The sequence below is a fragment of the Pseudomonas nitroreducens genome, assembly GCF_014204515.1.
In the GTDB taxonomy this organism is placed as follows: Bacteria; Pseudomonadota; Gammaproteobacteria; order Pseudomonadales; family Pseudomonadaceae; genus Pseudomonas; species Pseudomonas nitritireducens_A.
Genome location: NZ_JACHLI010000038.1, coordinates 1 through 20,597, shown reverse-complemented (window position 1 = coordinate 20,597; position 20,597 = coordinate 1). Strand labels below are relative to the sequence as shown.

Here is a 20,597-nt window from a genome sequence, read left to right as displayed (position 1 = left end):
ATCTTCTTGGATTCCGCCATCCGCCTTCGCCACGGCCAACGCCACGGAGAGTCCCCATGCGCCTGCTCACCGCCCTGCTGATGCTCATCTTCGCCACCGGCGCCTCAGCCGCGATCAAGACCCAGGAAATCCCCTACGAATCCGCTGACGGCACGAAGATGATCGGCTACTTCGCCTACGACGACGCCAAGTCCGGCATCCGTCCCGGCGTGCTGGTCGTCCACGAGTTCTGGGGGCTCAACGACTACGCCAAGCGCCGCGCCCGCGACCTCGCCGAACTGGGCTACAGCGCCCTGGCCATCGACATGTACGGCGGCGGCAAGCACACCGAACACCCCAACGATGCCAAGGCCTTCATGGCCGAGGCGCTGAAGAACGCCGACGCTGCCAAGGCGCGCTTCCAGGCCGGCCTCGACCTGCTGAAGAAACAGCCGCAGACCGACCCGAGCAAGATCGCCGCCATCGGCTACTGCTTCGGCGGCAAGGTGGTGCTGGACATGGCCCGCGCCGGCCTGCCGCTGGCCGGCGTGGCCAGTTTCCACGGCGTGCTGGCGACCCAGACGCCGGCGCAGCCGGGGCAGATCAAGGCGAAGATCCTGGTCGAACACGGCGCCGCCGATTCCCTGGTGCCGGCGGACAGCGTGGCGGCCTTCAAGGCCGAGATGGACAACGCCAAGGCCGACTACAAGCTGGTGATCCAGCCGGGCGCCAAGCACAGCTTCACCAATCCCGACGCCGACCAGCACAAGGGCCACGGACTGGACGTGGGCTACGACAAGACCGCCGACCAGAAGTCCTGGGCGGATCTGCAGGCGTTCTTCAAGGACATCTTCGACGTCAAACCCGACGCGCAATAAATCGCGGGCAATAAAAAACGGGAGCCCATTCGGGCTCCCGCACTCAATCAAGTGTCTAAGGTCGGAGCCCACCGTGGCAGCACTCCAACAACAACCTCACCTGCGTCCCCTTGGGGGAACGCGGCGCGCAGTGTGACAAAGCTTGTAGGACGAATCCGTACGCCTTTGGTGAAGGTTTGCAAAGGAATGTAAGTGCCGCGTGACTGGTGAGCCACGTTCTGGCGCGGCAGAATGCTCCCATGACTGCTCTCCCCGACTTCTGCACCCCACTCGACGCCGACTGGCCCCTGCCCACGCCCCTGGCCGGCTGCCACCTGCGCAGCACCCGCTTCGACCGCCAGCGCCTGCGGGCCGGGGACTTTGCCATGGGTCAGGTCGAGGCGCCGGCGAACATCCAGCGTTCGGTGGCCAAGCGCCAGGCCGAATACCTCGCCGGGCGTCTCTGTGCCCGCGAGGCATTGCAGGCCTGCGGTGGCCCGGCGCAGGTGCCGGGCACCGATGAAGAGCGCGCACCGCTCTGGCCGGCCGGCTTCTGCGGTTCCATCACCCACGGCGACGGCTGGGCAGCCGCCATCGTCGCGCAGAGCAACCAATGGCGCGGACTCGGGCTGGACGTGGAGAATCGCCTGGAGACCGCCCGCGCCGAGCGGCTGGCCGCAGAAATCCTCACTCCCGACGAACTCACCCGCCTCGATCCACAGCAGGCGGCGCTGCAGGTCACCCTGACCTTTTCCCTCAAGGAAAGCCTGTTCAAGGCCCTCTTCCCGCTGGTGCGCAAGCGCTTCTATTTCGAGCACGCCGAGCTGCTCAGCTGGTCCGCCGGCGGCCACGCGCAGCTGCGCCTGCTCACCGACCTGTCGGAGGAGTGGCACCACGGCAAGGAGATCAGCGGGCAGTTCAGCCTGTTCGACGAGCGCCTGCTGAGCCTGATCGCCATCCCTGCCGTCTGACCGCTGCGACTGACAGACACAGCTGAAAGTCTTGACTTAAAAGTCAGAATTTGGCGTCATGCACGCCGTCCAGACGAACCCGTACCTCTTTTGAGCCTCGGATTTTACCTTCCGAGGAATCGTCAGCAGGCCAATCGGTATATAGAATTCTATACAACCAAACGACAACGTCTGGTTCTTGGGGTCCCCACAAAAAGAAATGACCATCGGAGCAAACGTCACATGACCAGAAACACCCTGGCGCTCGCCATTGCGGCCAGCTCGCTCGGCCTCATCGCGCAATCGGCCCACGCCGGCGGCTTCATCGAAGACAGCAAGGCCAGCCTGAGCCTGCGCAACTTCTACATCAACACCGACAACCGCAATGGCCCCGCCTCGCCCAGCAAGCAGGAAGAATGGGGCCAGGGCTTCATGCTCAACTATTCCTCCGGCTTCACCGAAGGCACCGTGGGCTTCGGCGTCGACGCCCTGGGCCTGCTCGGCGTGCGCCTGGACGGCGGCGGCAAGGCCGGCAAGGCCGGTATCGATCGCCAGCCGGGCACCATCTTCCCGCTGGAAAGCGATGGCAGCGCCGTCGATGAATTCAGCAGCCTGGGTATGACCGCCAAGGCGAAGATCTCCAAGACCGAGTTCCGCTACGGCACCCTGCAGCCCAAGCTGCCGGTGGTCGTCTACAACGACGCCCGCCTGCTGCCGATGACCTATGAAGGTGGCCAGGTCACCTCCACCGACATCGACGGCCTGACCCTGACCGGCGGCCAGCTGACCCACACCAAGGGCCGCAACTCCACCGACTGGCGCAGCATGTCGATTGCCGGCGCCAACGGCAGCAGCGCCTCCTCGCGCGACAGCAACAAGTTCTACTTCGCCGGCGGTGACTACAAGGCGACCAAGAACCTGACCCTGTCGTACTACTACGGCGAGCTGGACAACTTCTACAAGCAGAACTACCTCGGCCTCGTCCATAACTGGGGCATCGGCCCGGGCACCCTGAAGTCGGACATCCGCGTCTTCATCAGTGACTCCGACGGCAAGAACGGCAGCGCCTCGGGCCGTGCCGACGGCTACGTCAGCAGCGGCTACTACGGCGGCAACAGCCTCAAGGGCGAAGTCGACAACAACGTCTACAGCGGCATGTTCACCTACGCCCTGGGCGGCCACAGCCTTGGCGCCGGCTACCAGGTGCTGACCGGTGACAGCGACTTCCCCTACCTCAACCGCGGCGACGGCGAAGGCACCAGCACCTACCTGATCTCCGACGCCCAGCTGCTGAAGTTCAACCGCGCCGGCGAGCGCACCTGGATCGGTCGCTACGCCTACGACTTCGCCGACCTCGGCGTACCGGGCCTGACCTTCAGCGTGCTCTACCTGAACGCCGACAACATCGACACCAAGCAAGGCGACAAGGGCGAGTGGGAACGCGATATCGCCCTGGGCTACGTCGTTCCGGAAGGCACCTTCAAGGGCCTGGGCCTGGCCTGGAAGAACGCCGCCATGCGCAGCGGCCTGCCGGCAGCCTCCACCCCAGGCGTACCGAGCCAACGCGACCAGGACGAGAACCGCCTGATCGTCAGCTACACCATTCCGCTGCTGTAAGGCGTGGAGTGAAAGAAAAAGGGCGGCCCATGGCCGCCCTTTTTCTTTCGGGTCGACCGGCAAAGCCGACACCCGAGACGCACTTGTAGGATGGCGTGGAGCGCAGCGATACCCATCGTTCCAGTGCACCGGCAGCATGGGTATCGCTGCGCTCCACCCATCCTACGAAATGCGGCTGCGGACTCAGGCCAGCAACGCCACCGACTTGATCTGCGCCCACACTGCCTGGCCGGCATGCAGCCCGAGCTGGTCGTGGGAGTAGCGGGTGATCCGCGCCAGCAACGGCGTGCCGGCCACGTCCAGTTTCACCAGCAGGTGTGCAGGATTGTCGGTAGGCACGATCTCGACGACGGTGGCCGGCAGCACGTTGAGGATGCTGCTGTGGGCCGCCGGCTCCAGGCTCAGGCTGACGTCCCGCGCCTGCACCTTGATACGCAGCGCCCTGCCCTTGTCCATCGGCGCGTGGGCCAGGCGGATGCGCTGCTCGCAGTGCGGCAGCGCCAGGCTCAGCAGGCCGTAGTCGGCGTCGTGTCCCAGCACCTGGCCATCGACCACCACGCCGGCATCCTCCAGATGGGAGATCGGCAGGTCGGTGCGCGCCAGGGTTTCCATCACCGGGCCGCTGGCAATCGCCTTGCCCTGGTCGAGCAAGACCAGGTGATCGGCCAGCCGCGCCACTTCGTCCGGCGAGTGGCTGACGTAGAGAATCGGGATATCCAGCTCGTCGTGCAGACGCTCCAGGTAGGGCAGGATTTCCGCCTTGCGCTTGAGGTCCAGCGCCGCCAGTGGCTCGTCCATCAACAACAGGCGCGGGCTGGTCAGCAGCGCGCGGGCCATGCCGACACGCTGGCGTTCGCCGCCAGACAAGTGCCCCGGCATGCGCTCCAGCAGATGGCCGATGCCGAGCAACTCGGTGGCCTGCTCCAGCTCCACGCGATGCTCGGCGCGCGGCACGCGCCGCATGCCATAGGTGAGATTGCGCTTCACCGAAAGGTGCTCGAACAGGTTGGCGTCCTGGAACACATAGCCCAGCGCGCGTTTGTGCGGCGGCAGGAACACGCCGGATGCGCTGTCCTGCCAGACCTCGCCGTTGACCACCAGCCGGCCGAGCGGCGCGCGCTCAAGGCCCGCCACGCAGCGCAGGCAGGTGGTCTTGCCGGAGCCGGAATGGCCGAACAGCGCGGTCACGCCCTTGCCCGGCAGTTGCAGGTCAACGTCCAGGCTGAAGCCCGAATAGGCGATCTGGAATCGGGCCTCGATGGCGCGCGCGGGAAGCTCTTGCGACATGCCCACCTCAGGCCCAGGCCGAACGGCTGCGGCGGCTCGCATAAAGCGCCAGCAGCACGAAGAAGGAGAAGATCACCATGCCGCCGGCCAGCCAGTGCGCCTGGGCGTACTCCATGGCCTCGACGTGATCGAAGATCTGCACCGAGACCACGCGGGTCTTGCCCGGAATATTGCCGCCGATCATCAGCACCACGCCGAACTCCCCCACGGTGTGGGCGAAGCCGAGGATGCTGGCGGTGATGAAGCCCGGCCGCGCCAGCGGCAGGACCACCGAAAAGAAGGTATCCAGGGGGCTCGCGCGCAGCGTCGCGGCGGCCTCCAGCGGTTTGTTGCCGATGGCCTCGAACGCGTTCTGCAACGGCTGCACCACGAAGGGCAGCGAATAGAACACCGAACCCACCACCAGCCCGGCGAAAGTGAACGGCAAGCGCCCCAGGCCCAGGCTCTCGGTGGCATGGCCGATGAAGCCGTGGGGCCCCATGGTGATCAGCAGGTAGAAGCCGATCACCGTGGGCGGCAGCACCAGCGGCAGCGCCACCACCGCTCCCAGCGGACCTTTCAGCCAGGAGCGGGTGCGCGACAGCCACCAGGCGATCGGTGTGCCGATCAGCAGGAGGATCAGGGTACTCAGGGCCGCCAGCTCGATGGTGAGCCGGATGGCCAGGAAATCCTCCTGCGTGAGGGGCATCGCTGTTCCTTAACGACTTAGAGTTCGTAACCGTAGGACTTGATCACCGCAGCGGCCTTCGGCCCCTTCAGGTACTCGACCAGCGCCTTGGCAGCGGCACTGTCCTTGCCCTTGTTGAGGATCACCGCATCCTGGCGGATCGGGTCATGCAGGTCGGCCGGGACGATCCAGGCGGAGCCGCTGGTCACCTTGCCATCCTTGTAGATCTGCGACAACGCCACGAAGCCCAGCTCCGCGTTGCCGGTGGAGACGAACTGGAAGGCCTGGGTGATGTTCTGGCCTTCGACGATCTTGCCGGCGACCTTGTCCTTCAGCCCGAGCTTGTCGATCACCTGGGTAGCGGCCAGGCCGTAGGGCGCAGCTTTCGGGTTGGCGATGGACAGGTGCTTGAACTCGTTCTTCTTCAGCACGTCGCCCTTGGCGTCGACGTAGCCGTCTTTCGCCGACCACAGCGCCAGGGTGCCGATGGCGTAAGTGAAGCGCGAGCCGGGGACGATTTCCTTCTCCTCCTCGAGCTTCTTCGGCGTGGTGTCGTCGGCGGCGAGGAAGACTTCGAACGGCGCGCCGTTCTTGATCTGGGTGTAGAACTGGCCGGTGGCGCCGTAGGCGGCGACCAGCTTGTGGCCGGTGTCCTTCTCGAAGTCCTTGGCGATCGCCTGGATCGGCGCGGTGAAGTTGGCGGCGACGGCTACCTGCACTTCATCGGCCAGGGCCGAGTGCAGGGCGAAGCAGGAAGCGACCAGCAGGGACAAGCTTGCGAAGCGATGTTTCATCGTGATGCTCCAGTGGGTTGTTGTTTTCAAGCGTCGAACCGGCAGAAGAACCAGCGCCTGCATGCGTTCGCTATAACAAAAATTACATAACGATACCGCTACCTATGCAATACCCCGCAAGGGATATAGCTCTGGGTGGAAAGATCAATCAGGCGGAACGGCGGCGGGGTGCAGCGGAAGGCGCCATCGGCCGGTGATGGCACCGGTGCATTCTGCATTTTTTGACTCCAAGGTCAAATACTGTCATCGACCTTCGGCGCCTGCCGACGCGGCCACATCAGAGTGAAGCACGCCCCGCCCAGCACTTCGCTGCGGGCGATCTGCGCGCGGCCACCGTGCCAGTGGATGATCCGCCGCACGATGGACAGCCCCAGCCCATGCCCACCGGTGACCCGCGCGCGGCTGTCGTCGGCGCGGAAGAACGGCTGGAACAGCCGGTGCCACTGCGCTTCCGGCACTCCGGGGCCGTCGTCTTCGACGTCCACCTGGCAGCGGTCCACGCTCACCCGGTAACTGATCCGTACCCGCCCCTCGGCGTAGCGCAACGCGTTGGTCATCAGGTTCTGCAGGGCACGATGCAGGTAGCGCGGCTCGGCCTCGATCCAGCTGCCCTGGTCGAACGGCACCAGCGAACCCGCCTCGCAGGTCACGGTGATTTCCCGGCGCAGCGGTGCGATCTCCGCCACCACCTGCTCCACCAGCGCACCCAGTTCGATGCGCTGGTAGCTCAGCGCTGGCGAGCCCTGCTCCAGCCGCGCGTAGGTGAGCATCTCGTCCACCAGCTGGTCGAGGTCCTGGATGTCGCCATCCATGCCTTCCATGTACTTGCGCCGTGCCTTGTCGGTCTCGGCGGACTCGATCATCTCCAGCCCGAAGCGCAGCCGCGCCACCGGCGTGCGCAGCTCGTGGGAGACCGCGCGCACCAGTTCGCGCTGCACCGTCAGCAGCAGGTGCAACTGCTCAGCCATGTGGTTGAAAGCCCCGGCGAGCCGCCCCACCGAGTCGGCGCCGCGCACTTCCACACGGGTGTCCAGGCTGCCGCGGGCAATGCGCGTGGCGGCGGATTCGAGGCTGCGCAGACGCTGCTCCAGGCCGCTGATCAGCAGATAGAGCGTGAGCCCGATCAGCGTCAACGCCACCACCACGATGATCGTCAGCAACTGCGGCGGGTACGGGTTCATCTGGTAGATCGGCCCCAGCTCCAGCACCCAGGGCGTGTCGAGAATGCCCGAAAGCACGCGAATGGAATCGCCGCCCTTGCCCAGCGCCATCACCGTGTCGCCCTCCTCCACCCGGCGGCTCTGGTCGTCGTCGAGGTCGACCTCCTTCAGGCGCAGCAGGTGCACCTCGAAACCGAAGCGCTTGTCGCGGACGATGCGCGCCAGGTGATAGGGCTGCTCGCTGGCCGGGTAACGCTTGAGCTCGTCCATCAGCAGGTAGATGGTGGCGCGCGCCAGCTGCTCGCTGACCTGCTCCACCTCGCCGGTGAGGATCAGCCCTTCCGCCGCGCTCACCTGGGTCATCACCTGCACTTCATGGGGCGCCCTGGCCTGCACCACCACCTGATCGTTCATCAGCCGCGCCCGGCTTCGCCCTTCCATACCCAGCGAGTCCAGGCCGGTGAGTTTGAGCGGGATGCCCAGCAGGCGACTCCACTGGCTCAGCGCGCGCTTGCGATCCACCTCGCTCATGGGCAGCAGCTCATCGGCCATCAGGCGGAAGGTGCCGCGCGCCAGGTCCTCGCGGTAGCGCTCGCCGCGCACGTCGTTGACCAGGTGCAGCGTCAGTACCGCCAACGCGGCGACCGCCACCAGGGTCAACAGCATGCCGCCGTAGATGCGCAGGAAGATGGATTTCATGGGTGGTGGTTCCGGACTGGCGCGGTGCAGGCTGGGAGCCCCCTCACCCTAGCCCTCTCCCGGAGGGAGAGGGGACTGTTCGGCGTGTGCGCGAAGCATGCCGTTAAAGACGAACGATTCGATTGGCGTCGATCACCACAGGACAACGCCGAACCGGCGCACGGCACGGTCGGCCCCCTCTCCCCCCGGGAGAGGGCTGGGGTGAGGGCCAGCCCCTGCGCCGAACTCACCCGACCTCCGCCGAATTGAGCAACCCGTAGTAATCCAGACTGAGGAACGCGCCGTCCTTCACCTCGCACTCGCGACGCCGGCCTTCCAGCGTGAACCCCTGGCGCAGCAGCAGGCGGCCGCTGGCAAGGTTCTCCGTCTCCACCTCGGCCTCGATGCGGTGCACGTTCATTTCGCGGAAGGCGTGGCGGAAGATCAGCGGCAGGCATTCGCTCATCACCCCCTGCCCCCAGTGCTCCGGCAACAGCCAGTAGCCCAGCTCCAGGCGCCGATGCTCCTGTTGCCAGTTGTTGAAGCCGCAGCCGCCGAGGATCGCCTCGGGCGCTTCCGGACGGCAGATCGCCCACCAGATGCCGCTGCCCTCTTCATGGATGCGCTCGAACCACTCCATCTGCTCGCGGGTGGCCTCCAGCGTCGCGTAGGAGACGCCGTAGTAGCGGATCACCTCGGGATGCGACAGCGCACGGAATACCGTCGGCTGGTCGGCATCGGTGAAGGCGCGCAGACGGAAGCGTTCGCCGTGCAGCTCGGGGAAAGGTCGCACGGCGCTCACAACTCAGAGCTCGCCGACGAACAGGTAGCCCTTGCTGCGCACCGTCTTGATCAGGCGCGGGTGCATCGGGTCGTCGCCGATCTTCGGGCGGATGCGCGAGATGCGCACGTCGATGGAACGGTCCTGGCCGTCGTACTCGATGCCGCGCAGGGAGTTGAAGATTTCCTCGCGGGAGAGGATGCGCCCGGCGTTGGCCGCCAGCAGCCAGAGCAGGTCGAACTCGGCGCTGGTCAGCTCGATGGTCTGCTCGTCCAGCCAGGCCTCGCGCATGGCGTTGTCGATCACCAGCTTGCCGAAGGTCAGGCGCTTGCCGCCTGCCACCGGCACGGCTTCGGCCGGCTCACTGCGGCGCAGAAGGGCACGGATGCGCGCCAGCAGCACGCGCGGGCGCACCGGTTTGCACACGTAGTCGTCGGCGCCCATCTCCAGGCCCTGCACCTGATCCATATCGTCGGTGCGCGCGGTGAGCATCAGGATCGGCCCGTCGTAATCGGGGCGCAAACGTCTGCAGATGGACAGTCCATCCTCCCCCGGCAGCATCAGGTCGAGCACCACCAGGTCCGGCCGCTCGGCCAGCACCCGCTCCACCGCCCTGCCACCATGGGACTCGATGGACACCGCCAGGCCGTTGCTCTCCAGGTAGTCCTGGGTCAGTTCGGCCAGTCGCTGGTCGTCCTCGACGATGAGAATGCGCGCTTCTTGTTCCACCTTGCCTCCTGATGCGCCATGAGCGAGCGCGGGCCTGCCTACTATAGAGAGCCTGCTGGCAGAGCCCGCAAAAGCGGCCGGCATTGTAGCCAGATTGCCCGCGCCATCGCACGCCAGCGGCGTAAGCAGGCATTGCGCGCAAAGGTCAATACCTGCTGCAGCAGAAACACTACATATTGTGGTAGTGTTCCTTCCCACACAGCGCCTCCGATGCGTCAGAAAAATCTCTCACCAACCACGACGAACGGTGAAAGGCAGACAACATCAGGGATAGCGCGAGTTACCCCGCTTCACCCACATTCCATGCACATTTTATCCACAGCTTTTCCCCCGCCGCCCGCCTTGCAAACACCCCCATAGCGCATTATCTTGTATCCCCGTTGCGGCATACCCCTACATCTTGGGGTTGCGGCGATGAACCGGACACAAGAAGAAAGTCGAAATCCCGAGCCCGTTCCACGGCTCCTCCGGTTCCACCACAACGTATTCCAGACGGTCTGATGTGCCAGGCGGCCCTGCCCGCAAGGAGCGATTCATGTCGATGGAAATGCGGTACGGGTGTTGCAACGTAACGTTCAACACCACTAGGTATTGTGGTCCCGGCCCGTAAAGCCGGCACCCGAGTCGGGCCAGGGAGGCGCTTCGGGTCATTCCCCCTGTTCCAGATGAATTCCAGCTTGCGGTCCTGCCGCGGGCTTTCGCTCTTTTCGCTCTTTATTTTCGGGACGGTGCCCCCGGGCACCACGCAACACACCAATTACGAGAACGTGGAGAACACCACCCATGCAAATCGACACCACTCGCGAGAACCCGCAGGCCAACGCGCCGCAGGCCGCCGAATCCGCTCAGGATCTGGCTGCCACCGCGCCCGGCCAGCTGCGCGTGATCAAGCGCAACGGCACTGTAGTTCCCTACACCGATGACAAGATCACCGTAGCCATCACCAAGGCGTTCCTCGCCGTGGAAGGCGGCACCGCCGCCGCCTCGTCGCGCATCCATGAGACCGTGCGCCGCCTGACCGAACAGGTCACCGCGACCTTCAAGCGCCGCATGCCCTCCGGTGGCACCATCCACATCGAAGAGATCCAGGACCAGGTCGAACTGTCCCTGATGCGCGCCGGCGAGCAGAAAGTCGCCCGCGACTACGTGATCTACCGCGAAGCCCGTGCCAACGAGCGCAAGACCGCAGGCGTCGCCAGCGACATCGCCCAGCCGCACCCGAGCATCCGCATCACCAAGGCCGACGGCAGCACCCAGCCGCTGGACATGGGCCGCCTGCAGACCATCATCCGCGAAGCCTGCGAAGGCCTGGCCGAAGTCGATGGCGCGCTGATCGAACGCGAGACCCTGAAGAACCTGTACGACGGCGTCGCCGAGAAGGACGTCAACACCGCCCTGGTGATGACTGCCCGTACCCTGGTCGAGCGCGAGCCGAACTACTCCTACGTCACCGCCCGCCTGCTGATGGACACCCTGCGCGCCGAAGCCCTGGGCTTCCTCGGCGTGGCCGACAGCGCCACTCACCACGAGATGGCCGACCTGTACGCCAAGGCCCTGGCCGCCTACGTCGAGAAAGGCTCCGAGTTCGAGCTGATCGACAGCAAGCTCAAAGAGTACGACCTGGCCAAACTGGGCGCCGCGATCAACCATGAGCGCGACCAGCAGTTCACCTACCTCGGCCTGCAGACCCTGTACGACCGCTACTTCATCCACAAGGACGGCATCCGTTTCGAACTGCCGCAGGTCTTCTTCATGCGCGTGGCCATGGGCCTGGCCATCGAAGAGAAGGACCGTGAAGCTCGCGCCATCGAGTTCTACAACCTGCTCTCCTCGTTCGACTACATGTCGTCCACCCCGACCCTGTTCAACGCCGGCACCCTGCGTCCGCAGCTCTCCAGCTGCTACCTGACCACCGTTCCGGACGACCTGTCGGGCATCTACAACGCCATCCACGACAACGCCATGCTGTCCAAGTTTGCTGGCGGCCTGGGCAACGACTGGACTCCGGTCCGCGCGCTGGGCTCCTACATCAAGGGCACCAACGGCAAGTCCCAGGGCGTGGTTCCGTTCCTCAAGGTAGTGAACGACACCGCCGTCGCCGTCAACCAGGGTGGCAAGCGCAAGGGCGCCGTCTGCGCCTACCTGGAAACCTGGCACCTGGACATCGAGGAATTCCTCGAGCTGCGCAAGAACACCGGTGACGACCGTCGCCGCACCCACGACATGAACACCGCGAACTGGATTCCGGACCTGTTCATGAAGCGCGTCTTCGACGACGGCAAGTGGACCCTGTTCTCCCCGTCCGAGGTACCGGACCTGCACGATCTGACCGGCAAGGCCTTCGAAGAGCGCTACGAGTATTACGAAGCCCTGACCGAGTACAACAAGATCAAGGTGTTCAAGGTCGTCCAGGCCAAGGACCTGTGGCGCAAGATGCTCTCCATGCTCTTCGAGACCGGCCACCCGTGGCTGACCTTCAAGGACCCGTGCAACCTGCGCAGCCCGCAGCAGCACGTGGGCGTGGTGCACAGCTCGAACCTGTGCACCGAGATCACCCTGAACACCAACAAGGACGAGATCGCGGTCTGCAACCTGGGCTCGATCAACCTGGTCAACCACATCGTCGACGGCAAGCTGGACACCGCCAAGCTCGAGAAGACCGTGAAGACCGCCGTGCGCATGCTCGATAACGTTATCGACATCAACTACTACTCGGTCCCGCAGGCTCGCAACTCGAACCTCAAGCACCGTCCGGTCGGCCTCGGCATCATGGGCTTCCAGGACGCGCTGTACCTGCAGCACATCGCCTACGGCTCCGACGCGGCCATCGAGTTCGCCGACAAGTCCATGGAAGCGGTGAGCTACTTCGCCATCCAGGCTTCCTGTGACCTGGCCGACGAGCGTGGCGCCTACGAGACCTTCGACGGCTCCCTGTGGTCCAAGGGCATCCTGCCGCTGGACTCCCAGCAGATCCTCATCGAAGCCCGTGGCCAGAAGTACATCGACGTCGACCTCACCGAATCCCTCGACTGGGCTCCGGTCCGTGCCCGCGTACAGAAAGGCATCCGTAACTCGAACATCATGGCCATCGCGCCGACCGCGACCATCGCCAACATCACCGGCGTATCGCAGTCCATCGAGCCGACCTACCAGAACCTGTACGTGAAATCGAACCTCTCCGGCGAGTTCACCGTGATCAACCCCTACCTGGTTCGCGACCTGAAAGTGCGCGGCCTGTGGGACCCGGTCATGGTCAACGACCTGAAGTACTACGACGGCTCCGTGCAGCAGATCGAGCGCATCCCGCAAGACCTGAAAGACCTGTACGCCACCGCCTTCGAAGTCGAGACCAAGTGGATCGTCGACGCCGCCAGCCGCCGCCAGAAGTGGATCGATCAGGCCCAGTCGCTGAACCTCTACATCGCCGGCGCCTCGGGCAAGAAGCTGGACGTGACCTACCGCATGGCGTGGTTCCGTGGCCTGAAAACCACCTACTACCTCCGCGCCCTGGCCGCCACCAGCACCGAGAAGTCCACCATCAACACCGGCAAGCTCAACGCCGTGTCGGCCGGTGGCAACGACGGCCTGCAAGCCGCCGCTGCCGAACCGCAGCCGGCTCCGGTCCCTCAGGCCTGCTCCATCGACAACCCGGACTGCGAAGCCTGCCAGTAAGGGGGCAAGCGGTCCTCGGAACGGTCCGCGCGTCGTTGCCCGGCAGGTCGGCCCCCATCACGTACAGTCGTACGCTCAGGGGCTCCGACCTACCAGGCGCCTAGCGCGGCCTCGCTCCGAGGCACCGCCAGAACTCCGCAGCTTCACAGTCCCCTCTCCCCCTGGGAGAGGGCTAGGGTGAGGGGCCCTTCAAGGCCCCTCCTCCCTGACGAACAACAGCCTCCTCCGCCGCGCACCGCGCAGGAAGGAAGACGCACAAGCTCTTAGCGTGCACCACACGCCACCAGACATCAGGCCGCTACAGAACGGCCATCCAGAACAGGAGAGGACCCATGCTGAGCTGGGACGAATTCGACAAAGAAGACGCCACCGAAGCCAAGGCCGCACCGGCCGTCGCCCAGGCCGCCGCGCAGAACGCTGACAAACTCGACGCCGACGCCGCCGGCTCCGTCGAAGAAGCGCGCGCCGTATCCGCCGACGACTCCGACGCCGTCGCCCGCGCCAAGCAGGCCCTCGACGCCCTGGACATCCAGGAAGGCCTGGACGATCTCGAAGGCTCCGCCGCCCGCGTACAGGTCGGCGACAAGCAGATGATCAACGCCCGCGCCGACCTCAACCAGCTCGTACCCTTCAAGTACGACTGGGCCTGGCAGAAGTATCTGGATGGTTGCGCCAACCACTGGATGCCCCAGGAAGTGAACATGAACGCCGACATTGCCCTGTGGAAGAGCAAGGACGGCCTCAGTGAAGACGAGCGCCGCATCGTCATGCGCAACCTCGGCTTCTTCTCCACCGCCGACTCCCTGGTCGCCAACAACCTGGTGCTGGCCGTCTACCGCCTGATCACCAACCCCGAGTGCCGCCAGTACATCCTGCGCCAGGCCTTCGAAGAAGCGATCCACACCCACGCCTACCAGTACTGCATCGAGTCGCTGGGCATGGACGAGGGCGAAATCTTCAACATGTACCACGAGATTCCTTCGGTCGCGAAGAAAGCCTCCTGGGGCCTGAAGTACACCCGCTCGATCTCCGATCCGAAGTTCGAAACCGGAACGCCTGAGACCGACCGCCAGTTCCTGCGCAACCTGATCGCCTACTACTGCGTTCTGGAAGGCATCTTCTTCTACTGCGGCTTCACCCAGATCCTCTCCATGGGCCGCCGCAACAAGATGACCGGCACCGCCGAGCAGTTCCAGTACATCCTGCGCGACGAATCCATGCACCTGAACTTCGGCATCGACGTGATCAACCAGATCAAGATCGAAAACCCGCACCTGTGGGATGCCCAGATGAAGGACGAGGCCACCCAGATGATCCTCCAGGGCACCCAGCTGGAGATCGAATACGCTCGCGACACCATGCCGCGTGGCGTACTGGGCATGAACGCCGCGATGATGGAGGACTACCTCAAGTTCATCGCCAACCGCCGCCTGACCCAGATCGGCCTCAAAGAAGAATACCCGGGCACCAGCAACCCGTTCCCGTGGATGAGCGAAATCATGGACTTGAAGAAAGAGAAGAACTTCTTCGAGACCCGCGTGATCGAGTACCAGACCGGCGGCGCGCTGAGCTGGGACTGACGGAAGTAGTAGAAAGACCGCAAGTCAAGACCATTAGAAACGCTGTAACCCGAAATGGAATGTTGGGGCAGTGATTAGAAAGCGAAGAGCCCCGCCTAGTGCGGGGCTTTTTTATGGAGAACTCAAACATGAGATGTAAATACCCAAAATCAAAGAGCCAAAGATCATTACTTGAAAGGGCGAACGATAAGTTTCTCGACGAGATGGATAAATTCAAGCACGAAGAATTCTACCCCCTCCAATATGAAATATGCGAAGCAATTAAAGAGCACGAGTGGCACATACCACTCATGGAGATAAGCATCTCTGGAGACCTCAAAGAGGCGATCAACAAAATCCACCAATGGTATAACACAGAAAAACATTGGAAATGCTGGGAGCGTGCAATATCCTCCTTCAAACTCAAAGACGCCTGGACTATCAGAAACATTTATATAGAAAGCTTATCTCAATACTGTTTACTACAACCAAGTGCCACAAGAGATAGATTTGGAACCATTGCCACAACTGCACTACATCAAGCCAACCTTCAACTTATCGAAAAGTATGAAGACAAACTCGATTCAGACAAACGCGGATTCCTTACCCGCCCAGATAGAGAAAAGCAACTAAAGAGATTAGGAATGGTGGGAAACTGGAAAGAAGCTCAAGGCTTTCTAACCAGCCTCAGCAGGCTTGACGATAACAACTATAAAAAGAAAACCTATAACTTCCGAAATCTGGCCAGCCATGGAATTTCCCCACGAATCGAGATAGGCGAAACAAATTTCGTCACTAGAGAAATCACGAACTCAACTTACAGATCAGAACAGCAAGATGGAAGCTATTTAGTGCTAGAAGACCCTAGCAAAAAATCTGTAACCTACGGAATAGGGGGGACCAGCCCACTAAATCCTTCGGAAACACTTCTAACAATTGACACCGAGATCAAAAAAACTATAGAAGTTTTTAATTCATACAAAAAATTACTACTAGAGATCACATCTCGCCTTCCTCGCACAGAAAGTAAATAGGCCATGGCTGATACGCTTTAGAAATTCACTTCAAGCGTTACCTGATCGAGCAGCCATCCAGTTCAGCCTCGACCTAGTGCTCGGACACCTAGGCAGAATCACTTCAGATGCACACACGGTTGACCCGAGCCAACCAAGCCCCTACCCTCTCGCCCGGCGCCTAAGAAACGCCTCAAGTAGCGGCCTGACCGCTCCCGAAAGTTAAGCGGCTTTTTCGAGCACGCTGGATTCATTCGTCCTCGAAAAACCTCTGCTATGTCGGGAGTGGGCTAATACAAGACCCGAAAGGGGAATACGTCCGGCCCTCTACTTGGGGTTTCTTAGCTCCCGACTCCCCAGCCCTAAGAAAGCTGGTCAATTCAAGTAGAGGTAATGGAAATGCCTGTCACCCCCAGCCTTCGCCCCGAAGACGCTTCGCTGTACCCGCCCTCTTCTTCCTCCTTCGCGGAGGTGCGCCATGTCTGAAGAGTTCCTGATCCCTACCGAATTCATCCGCCACAAGCGCCTGCTGCGCGCCGTGCTGCTGGAAGACCAATGCTGGTTCTGCGCCCACGACCTGGGCCGGCTGATCGGTTCGCCCTACCTGGCCGAGCGCGTGGAACGCAACCTCGACGACGACCAGTTCCGCCGCGCCTGGATGCGCGATGGCAGCGGCGATTACCTCGATGAGCTGCTGATCAGCGAGTCGGCGGTGTATGCGGCGCTGATTCACTACTTCCATCCGGAGAATCGCAGCGTCCGGCAATGGTTGTCGCAGCATGTGATTCCGACGTTGCGGGACCAGCATCGGATGGATGCCGGTGAACCGAGGCGGGAAATCCTGAGGGGGACGACGACGTTATCGGTATTGAAATGGCAGGGCGTGGTCTGGGTGCCGTTCCGCAGCTGGCCCGAGCTGAGCGTCGAGCAGGAAAGCACGACGTAGGATGGTGTGGAGCGGAGCGATACCCATCGCTCTGCTCTCCCCCGTCGACACGCGGGCGTTCCCGTAGGAGCGGACTCTGTCCGCGATCCGCCGGCAGGGCCGGTGCTTTCTTTCGCTCCGGCCTGCTGCGTTGGCTTGGGTATTCCAGCGTCGCTTCGGCGTGCGCGCGGGCATCGTGTTTCGCCCCCTCGGGCGACCCACTTTGGAAAGACCCAAAGTGGGCAAAGGTCTTCGCCCCTGCCATCCGGCTTTTCGCTTCGCGAAAAGTACCCTCGGTTCCTCGGAGTTTCAGGGGGCCGCCGCGAAGGGCCATCCCTGGCCAGTCGCGGCTTGCGCGGCATCCATGCCGCTCTCCCCCTGAAACTCCGTTCACCTTCGGCCTCCTGAAAGGGGCACTTCAGCGCGTGTGGATGTTTCGCTGGAAGACCTTAAGGGCAAGAGCAGGAGCAAGGGCGCGCACTGTGGCGCGGCGTGGTGCGGTGTTTCCGTAGGAGCGGACCTTGTCCGCGAAATCCCTCGCGGCGGCATTCGGTCTGCCCAGGGAACGCCGATGCACAGCGCGCAATTGTAGGAGCGAGCTTGCTCGCGAACCGCACTCTGCCGGCACTCCCGGCGAACGCTTGGATCTTGCGGCGTGGCGCTTGCGATACCCATCGATTCCCGCGTGAGAACAGCATGGGTATCGCAAGCTCGCGGAACGCCGCCCGACCCATCCTACGTTCGTGCTCCGGTGAGATATCGATGCGGGGTGGGATTCTGATCGCGGACGGAGTCCGCTCCTACGAGGAAGACGCGGCACCGGTTTGGCTTTGGCTCTGGCTCTGGCTCTGGCTCTGGCTCTGGCTCTGGCTCTGGCTCTGAAAGTCTTCCAGAGAAACACCCGCGCACTCCGAACGCCCCGTTCAGGAGGCCTCGTTGAAGCGGAGTTTCAGGGGTTGAGCGACATGGATGTCGCGAGAGCCGCGATGGGCCAGGGATGGCCCTTCGCGGCGGGCCCCTGAAACTGCGCTTCAACGAGGGTATTTTTCGCCTAAGCGAAAAACCGGATGTCCGGGGCAAGACCTTTTGGTTCCTTTTGTGGCGTTTGACAAAAGGGACTCGCCCGAGGGGGCGAAACAGGAAGTCCGCGCGCACGCCGAAGCGGCGCAGAAACACCCAAGCTAGAGCATTCGCGGAGAAGCTCCGCCCCACCAAAAGCCCGCCCAGCGCACACGCCGGAGCCGCACAGTAAACCCGGCGCGAGGCAGGCACATTGCGAACGTAGTCCGCTCCTACGCCGGCATGGGGCAAAGGCATTTACCGGTGACAGCGAATCCCGCCGCGCAGTGGTTCGCGAGCAAGGACTGGGCGTCCCCCTCGGTCCTACGAAAAGCACAAAAACCGGAGCCCCACGGGAGGCTCCGGTTTTCATTTCAGCGAACGCTTACTTACCAGCGGTGAGCGCGTTGTAGCTGGTCATCAGGTTGCGATAGTCCGGGATGTGGTTCGAGCACAGCGCCGCCAGCCCTTCGATATCGTTGCGCCAGTCGCGGTGCAGCTCACAGGCCACGCCGAACCAGGTCATCAGCTGCGCACCGGCCGCTTCCATCCGGCGCCAGGCCGCGTCGCGGGTCATCTCGTTGAAGGTGCCGGAGGCATCCGCCACCACGAACACATCGAAGCCTTCCGCCAGGGCCGACAGCGCCGGGAACGCCACGCACACCTCGGTCACCACGCCGGCGATGATCAGTTGCTTCTTGCCGGTGGCCTTCACCGCTTTCACGAAGTCTTCGTTGTCCCAGGCGTTGATCTGGCCAGGGCGGGCGATGTACGGCGCGTCCGGGAACTGCTCTTTCAGCTCGGGGACCAGCGGGCCGTTGGGGCCGGTTTCGAAGCTGGTGGTGAGAATGGTCGGCAGGTTGAAGAACTTGGCGAGGTCGCCCAGCGCCAGCACGTTGTTCTTGAACTTGTCCGGATCGATGTCGCGCACCAGCGAGAGCAGACCGGCCTGGTGGTCGACCAGCAGTACGGCGGCGTTGTCTTTGTCCAGGCGGTTGTAGGTGGCGTTGGTCATGGTGAAATCCTCGATTTGCTTTCAGTGGGACCGGCTGGGCCGGGAAGGTTTTGGACTTGTTTGCAGTGCGTCACTGCATGGGAAGAGAGATTAATTTCGACACCCTTCCTCCACCAGACGGCAAAAATCGCTTCTAGCGTTCCATTTTCAGAACGATAGCTACAGACGAACCCGCCAACCCACGGTCCCACTGCCTGCACCCACGAACAAACGCCACCCGTTACTCAGAACGCCGTCGCAGAACCCTGCGGATTCACGTCCTTCAGAAATCCGCCTACCGATGGTCATGCAGGCCTTTACAAGAAATACTGTATTTACATACAGTATTTTCTATCCACCCCGAACCGGAGGCCTCCCATGCACGCCGCTACCTACAATCAGCTGTCCGCCCGCGTGAACGCCCTGCTGGCAGACCCTACCACCCTGAAGAACCTCGGCATCACCCTGCGCCGCGAGCCCAGCGACGATTCGGCCGCCTGGAGCCAGCTGGTCACCGACCTGCGCCAGACCCCGAACCTCACCCTGCTGCCCCTGCAGGACGGCGCCATTCGCCTGGCGTGGCACAGCTGGCTGGATTGACGGCCACGCTGAAAATTTGTGGATTGCGTAGTAGCCGCTTGCCATATCCCCAGGCAGAATCCCGCAGGAACCACCGGGATTTCAGGGACGAAACGCCATGGCACAGCCAGACCTGCAGCGGCTTCACGCGCAAGCTCGCACTCGCGATGCAGCGAAGCGTGCGCCTCGCGTTTCAACCACTCCCCGCCCCACTGCTGAACGCCCTCGGCAGCGCTCGCTGCCGGCGCTGAACCCTGCTCGATGAACGAAGAACCTCGCCCGTGTGCGGGGTGCTTTCGTTGCTGAATCAGTCGTTGCTCAACCAGAGACGGCGCTGGATCAACGCCGCCATCCTCAACCCAGTAGAACGGAGTCTGCCCATGCACCTGCGCACCACCCTGCTCGCCCTCGGCCTGGCTTTGGCCGGCAGCGCCCACGCCCTGGAACTGGACGAAGCGCAATCGCGCCACCAGGGCGCCGTCACCTGTATCGACCGGCTGTTCTACGACGGCGGCTACAGCGTCGGCGACGCCCAGCGCACGGCGCTGATCAACGAATTCCTCAGCCATTACAAGCTCCCCGCCTACGACGAAACGGCCTACAGCCAGGCCCAGGTGAGCGGCACCCAATTCGACATGACGGCTTACATGGCGGGCTATCAGCTGTGCGATGAGGACGTGGACTATGTGACCGCGCTGGGCAAACGCCACGGCCGGGAGTTGCCGGAGGGCTGATCGGTTTACGAGAAGCAGCGCCACAAAATGCGGGCGCTCGCTCCTGAGACAGGTGAAATCCGAGACGCCGCGCACAAGCTCATCATCAAATTTTTTCCTACTCAAAAGTAGGAACACTCGTGCAACAAAAACAGAATATAAGGGAGCCAACCGCGACTACCGCCCACCGCGCCTCGACAGGTAGTGAGCGGAAACCGCCAAGCGCCCAGGGATGGGGTTCTCATTACCCATAGGCACGACACGATGAAACTGCGAAAAGAAATAGAAAAAGTAATTCGCGAAGCCAACGAAGACCGCGCCAGCGCCGCCGAGGCGATCTGCGCCATGCTGGAAAGCCGATTCGGCCTGTCTGCCAAGGGCTGGTTCGACGATGATCCGCTGATGCAGCAAGCCCTTCTGGCCCTGCAGCCGGGGCGGCACCTCAAAGCGCTGGCATAAGTCTGCGCTGCCTCAGGAAAGCCCCCTTCACTGAACTGACCCCCAGATGTTGGACACCAACTCTGAGGGGTCCACATGGCAAGGCATGATGGGAAGTTCAAGCTAGAGGTGGCGCGCCACTATGT

General features: G+C 62.9%; 17 protein-coding genes. 10 read left to right on the top strand and 7 right to left on the bottom strand.

The genetic code is table 11. From position 1 onward, the window contains the following. The first annotated feature begins 56 nt into the window (after positions 1 to 56). The 3 genes from HNP46_RS30675 to HNP46_RS30665 all read left to right on the top strand — a co-directional run bounded on the left by HNP46_RS30675 (position 57) and on the right by HNP46_RS30665 (position 3,403). A complete protein-coding gene (locus HNP46_RS30675) occupies positions 57 to 857 on the top strand; it encodes a dienelactone hydrolase family protein (RefSeq protein ID WP_184596655.1) in 801 nt (266 codons plus the stop codon). A 239-nt stretch (positions 858 to 1,096) separates the two neighbouring features. Then, complete coding sequence (locus tag HNP46_RS30670; protein ID WP_184596653.1) at positions 1,097 to 1,807, top strand: 4'-phosphopantetheinyl transferase family protein; 711 nt, start codon at positions 1,097 to 1,099, stop codon at positions 1,805 to 1,807. Positions 1,808 to 2,029: 222 nt separating this feature from the next. Then, positions 2,030 to 3,403: an OprD family porin gene (locus HNP46_RS30665; protein WP_184596651.1), complete on the top strand. Its 1,374-nt coding sequence runs from the start codon at positions 2,030 to 2,032 to the stop codon at positions 3,401 to 3,403. A 183-nt stretch (positions 3,404 to 3,586) separates the two neighbouring features. Here HNP46_RS30665 and modC read toward each other — a convergent pair whose 3' ends face one another. The 6 genes from modC to HNP46_RS30635 form a co-directional block, all read right to left on the bottom strand. Continuing rightward, entirely contained in the window at positions 3,587 to 4,690 is a 1,104-nt protein-coding gene (modC, locus tag HNP46_RS30660) for a molybdenum ABC transporter ATP-binding protein (RefSeq protein WP_184596649.1), read from the bottom strand. A 7-nt stretch (positions 4,691 to 4,697) separates the two neighbouring features. Beyond that, the gene (gene modB, locus HNP46_RS30655) at positions 4,698 to 5,378 is read right to left on the bottom strand and encodes a molybdate ABC transporter permease subunit (RefSeq protein ID WP_138526086.1); all 681 of its coding nucleotides are present in this window, start codon (positions 5,376 to 5,378) and stop codon (positions 4,698 to 4,700) included. A 17-nt stretch (positions 5,379 to 5,395) separates the two neighbouring features. Next, the gene (gene modA / locus HNP46_RS30650; RefSeq protein ID WP_184596647.1) at positions 5,396 to 6,151 is read right to left on the bottom strand and encodes a molybdate ABC transporter substrate-binding protein; all 756 of its coding nucleotides are present in this window, start codon (positions 6,149 to 6,151) and stop codon (positions 5,396 to 5,398) included. A 233-nt stretch (positions 6,152 to 6,384) separates the two neighbouring features. Continuing rightward, positions 6,385 to 8,010, bottom strand: coding sequence for an ATP-binding protein (locus HNP46_RS30645; RefSeq protein WP_221455175.1), 1,626 nt, complete (start codon positions 8,008 to 8,010; stop codon positions 6,385 to 6,387). A 226-nt stretch (positions 8,011 to 8,236) separates the two neighbouring features. Continuing rightward, positions 8,237 to 8,782: a GNAT family N-acetyltransferase gene (locus tag HNP46_RS30640; protein WP_221455174.1), complete on the bottom strand. Its 546-nt coding sequence runs from the start codon at positions 8,780 to 8,782 to the stop codon at positions 8,237 to 8,239. A 12-nt stretch (positions 8,783 to 8,794) separates the two neighbouring features. Then, entirely contained in the window at positions 8,795 to 9,499 is a 705-nt protein-coding gene (locus HNP46_RS30635; RefSeq protein WP_184596643.1) for a response regulator, read from the bottom strand. Between the two features lie 783 nt (positions 9,500 to 10,282). On the opposite strand from HNP46_RS30635, the gene HNP46_RS30630 reads away from it, so the two are divergent. The 4 genes from HNP46_RS30630 to HNP46_RS30615 all read left to right on the top strand — a co-directional run bounded on the left by HNP46_RS30630 (position 10,283) and on the right by HNP46_RS30615 (position 16,689). After that, positions 10,283 to 13,171 carry a ribonucleoside-diphosphate reductase subunit alpha gene (locus tag HNP46_RS30630; RefSeq protein ID WP_184596641.1) on the top strand — a complete coding sequence of 963 codons (2,889 nt, stop codon included), beginning with the start codon at positions 10,283 to 10,285 and terminating at the stop codon, positions 13,169 to 13,171. 332 nt (positions 13,172 to 13,503) lie between these two features. Continuing rightward, positions 13,504 to 14,751: a ribonucleotide-diphosphate reductase subunit beta gene (locus HNP46_RS30625; RefSeq protein ID WP_081518061.1), complete on the top strand. Its 1,248-nt coding sequence runs from the start codon at positions 13,504 to 13,506 to the stop codon at positions 14,749 to 14,751. A gap of 128 nt (positions 14,752 to 14,879) precedes the next feature. Then, on the top strand, positions 14,880 to 15,764 hold the full coding sequence (locus HNP46_RS30620) for a hypothetical protein (RefSeq protein WP_184596639.1): 885 nt from the start codon (positions 14,880 to 14,882) through the stop codon (positions 15,762 to 15,764). Positions 15,765 to 16,221: 457 nt separating this feature from the next. After that, positions 16,222 to 16,689, top strand: coding sequence for a BRO-N domain-containing protein (locus tag HNP46_RS30615; protein ID WP_184596637.1), 468 nt, complete (start codon positions 16,222 to 16,224; stop codon positions 16,687 to 16,689). 1,423 nt (positions 16,690 to 18,112) lie between these two features. On the opposite strand, the gene ycaC is transcribed toward HNP46_RS30615, so the two are convergent. Continuing rightward, a complete protein-coding gene (ycaC, locus tag HNP46_RS30610) occupies positions 18,113 to 18,742 on the bottom strand; it encodes an isochorismate family cysteine hydrolase YcaC (protein WP_184596635.1) in 630 nt (209 codons plus the stop codon). A gap of 357 nt (positions 18,743 to 19,099) precedes the next feature. On the opposite strand from ycaC, the gene HNP46_RS30605 reads away from it, so the two are divergent. The 3 genes from HNP46_RS30605 (at position 19,100) to HNP46_RS30595 (ending at position 20,472) form a co-directional block, all read left to right on the top strand. After that, entirely contained in the window at positions 19,100 to 19,321 is a 222-nt protein-coding gene (locus HNP46_RS30605) for a DUF1654 domain-containing protein (protein ID WP_184596633.1), read from the top strand. Positions 19,322 to 19,680: 359 nt separating this feature from the next. Continuing rightward, complete coding sequence (locus HNP46_RS30600) at positions 19,681 to 20,034, top strand: hypothetical protein (RefSeq protein WP_184596631.1); 354 nt, start codon at positions 19,681 to 19,683, stop codon at positions 20,032 to 20,034. A 243-nt stretch (positions 20,035 to 20,277) separates the two neighbouring features. After that, complete coding sequence (locus HNP46_RS30595; protein WP_184596629.1) at positions 20,278 to 20,472, top strand: hypothetical protein; 195 nt, start codon at positions 20,278 to 20,280, stop codon at positions 20,470 to 20,472. The last annotated feature ends 125 nt before the right edge of the window (positions 20,473 to 20,597 follow it).

Excerpts from the sequence above, each read along its gene's own strand:
- HNP46_RS30620 (WP_184596639.1), top strand. The coding sequence starts at position 14,880 with ATGAGATGTAAATACCCAAAATCAAAGAGCCAAAGATCATTACTTGAA.
- HNP46_RS30600 (WP_184596631.1), top strand. The coding sequence starts at position 19,681 with ATGCACCTGCGCACCACCCTGCTCGCCCTCGGCCTGGCTTTGGCCGGC.
- HNP46_RS30595 (WP_184596629.1), top strand. The coding sequence starts at position 20,278 with ATGAAACTGCGAAAAGAAATAGAAAAAGTAATTCGCGAAGCCAACGAA.
- HNP46_RS30625 (WP_081518061.1), top strand. The coding sequence starts at position 13,504 with ATGCTGAGCTGGGACGAATTCGACAAAGAAGACGCCACCGAAGCCAAG.
- ycaC (WP_184596635.1), bottom strand. The coding sequence starts at position 18,742 with ATGACCAACGCCACCTACAACCGCCTGGACAAAGACAACGCCGCCGTA.
- HNP46_RS30665 (WP_184596651.1), top strand. The coding sequence starts at position 2,030 with ATGACCAGAAACACCCTGGCGCTCGCCATTGCGGCCAGCTCGCTCGGC.
- modC (WP_184596649.1), bottom strand. The coding sequence starts at position 4,690 with ATGTCGCAAGAGCTTCCCGCGCGCGCCATCGAGGCCCGATTCCAGATC.
- HNP46_RS30675 (WP_184596655.1), top strand. The coding sequence starts at position 57 with ATGCGCCTGCTCACCGCCCTGCTGATGCTCATCTTCGCCACCGGCGCC.
- modB (WP_138526086.1), bottom strand. The coding sequence starts at position 5,378 with ATGCCCCTCACGCAGGAGGATTTCCTGGCCATCCGGCTCACCATCGAG.
- HNP46_RS30605 (WP_184596633.1), top strand. The coding sequence starts at position 19,100 with ATGCACGCCGCTACCTACAATCAGCTGTCCGCCCGCGTGAACGCCCTG.
- HNP46_RS30645 (WP_221455175.1), bottom strand. The coding sequence starts at position 8,010 with ATGAAATCCATCTTCCTGCGCATCTACGGCGGCATGCTGTTGACCCTG.
- HNP46_RS30670 (WP_184596653.1), top strand. The coding sequence starts at position 1,097 with ATGACTGCTCTCCCCGACTTCTGCACCCCACTCGACGCCGACTGGCCC.
- modA (WP_184596647.1), bottom strand. The coding sequence starts at position 6,151 with ATGAAACATCGCTTCGCAAGCTTGTCCCTGCTGGTCGCTTCCTGCTTC.
- HNP46_RS30630 (WP_184596641.1), top strand. The coding sequence starts at position 10,283 with ATGCAAATCGACACCACTCGCGAGAACCCGCAGGCCAACGCGCCGCAG.
- HNP46_RS30615 (WP_184596637.1), top strand. The coding sequence starts at position 16,222 with ATGTCTGAAGAGTTCCTGATCCCTACCGAATTCATCCGCCACAAGCGC.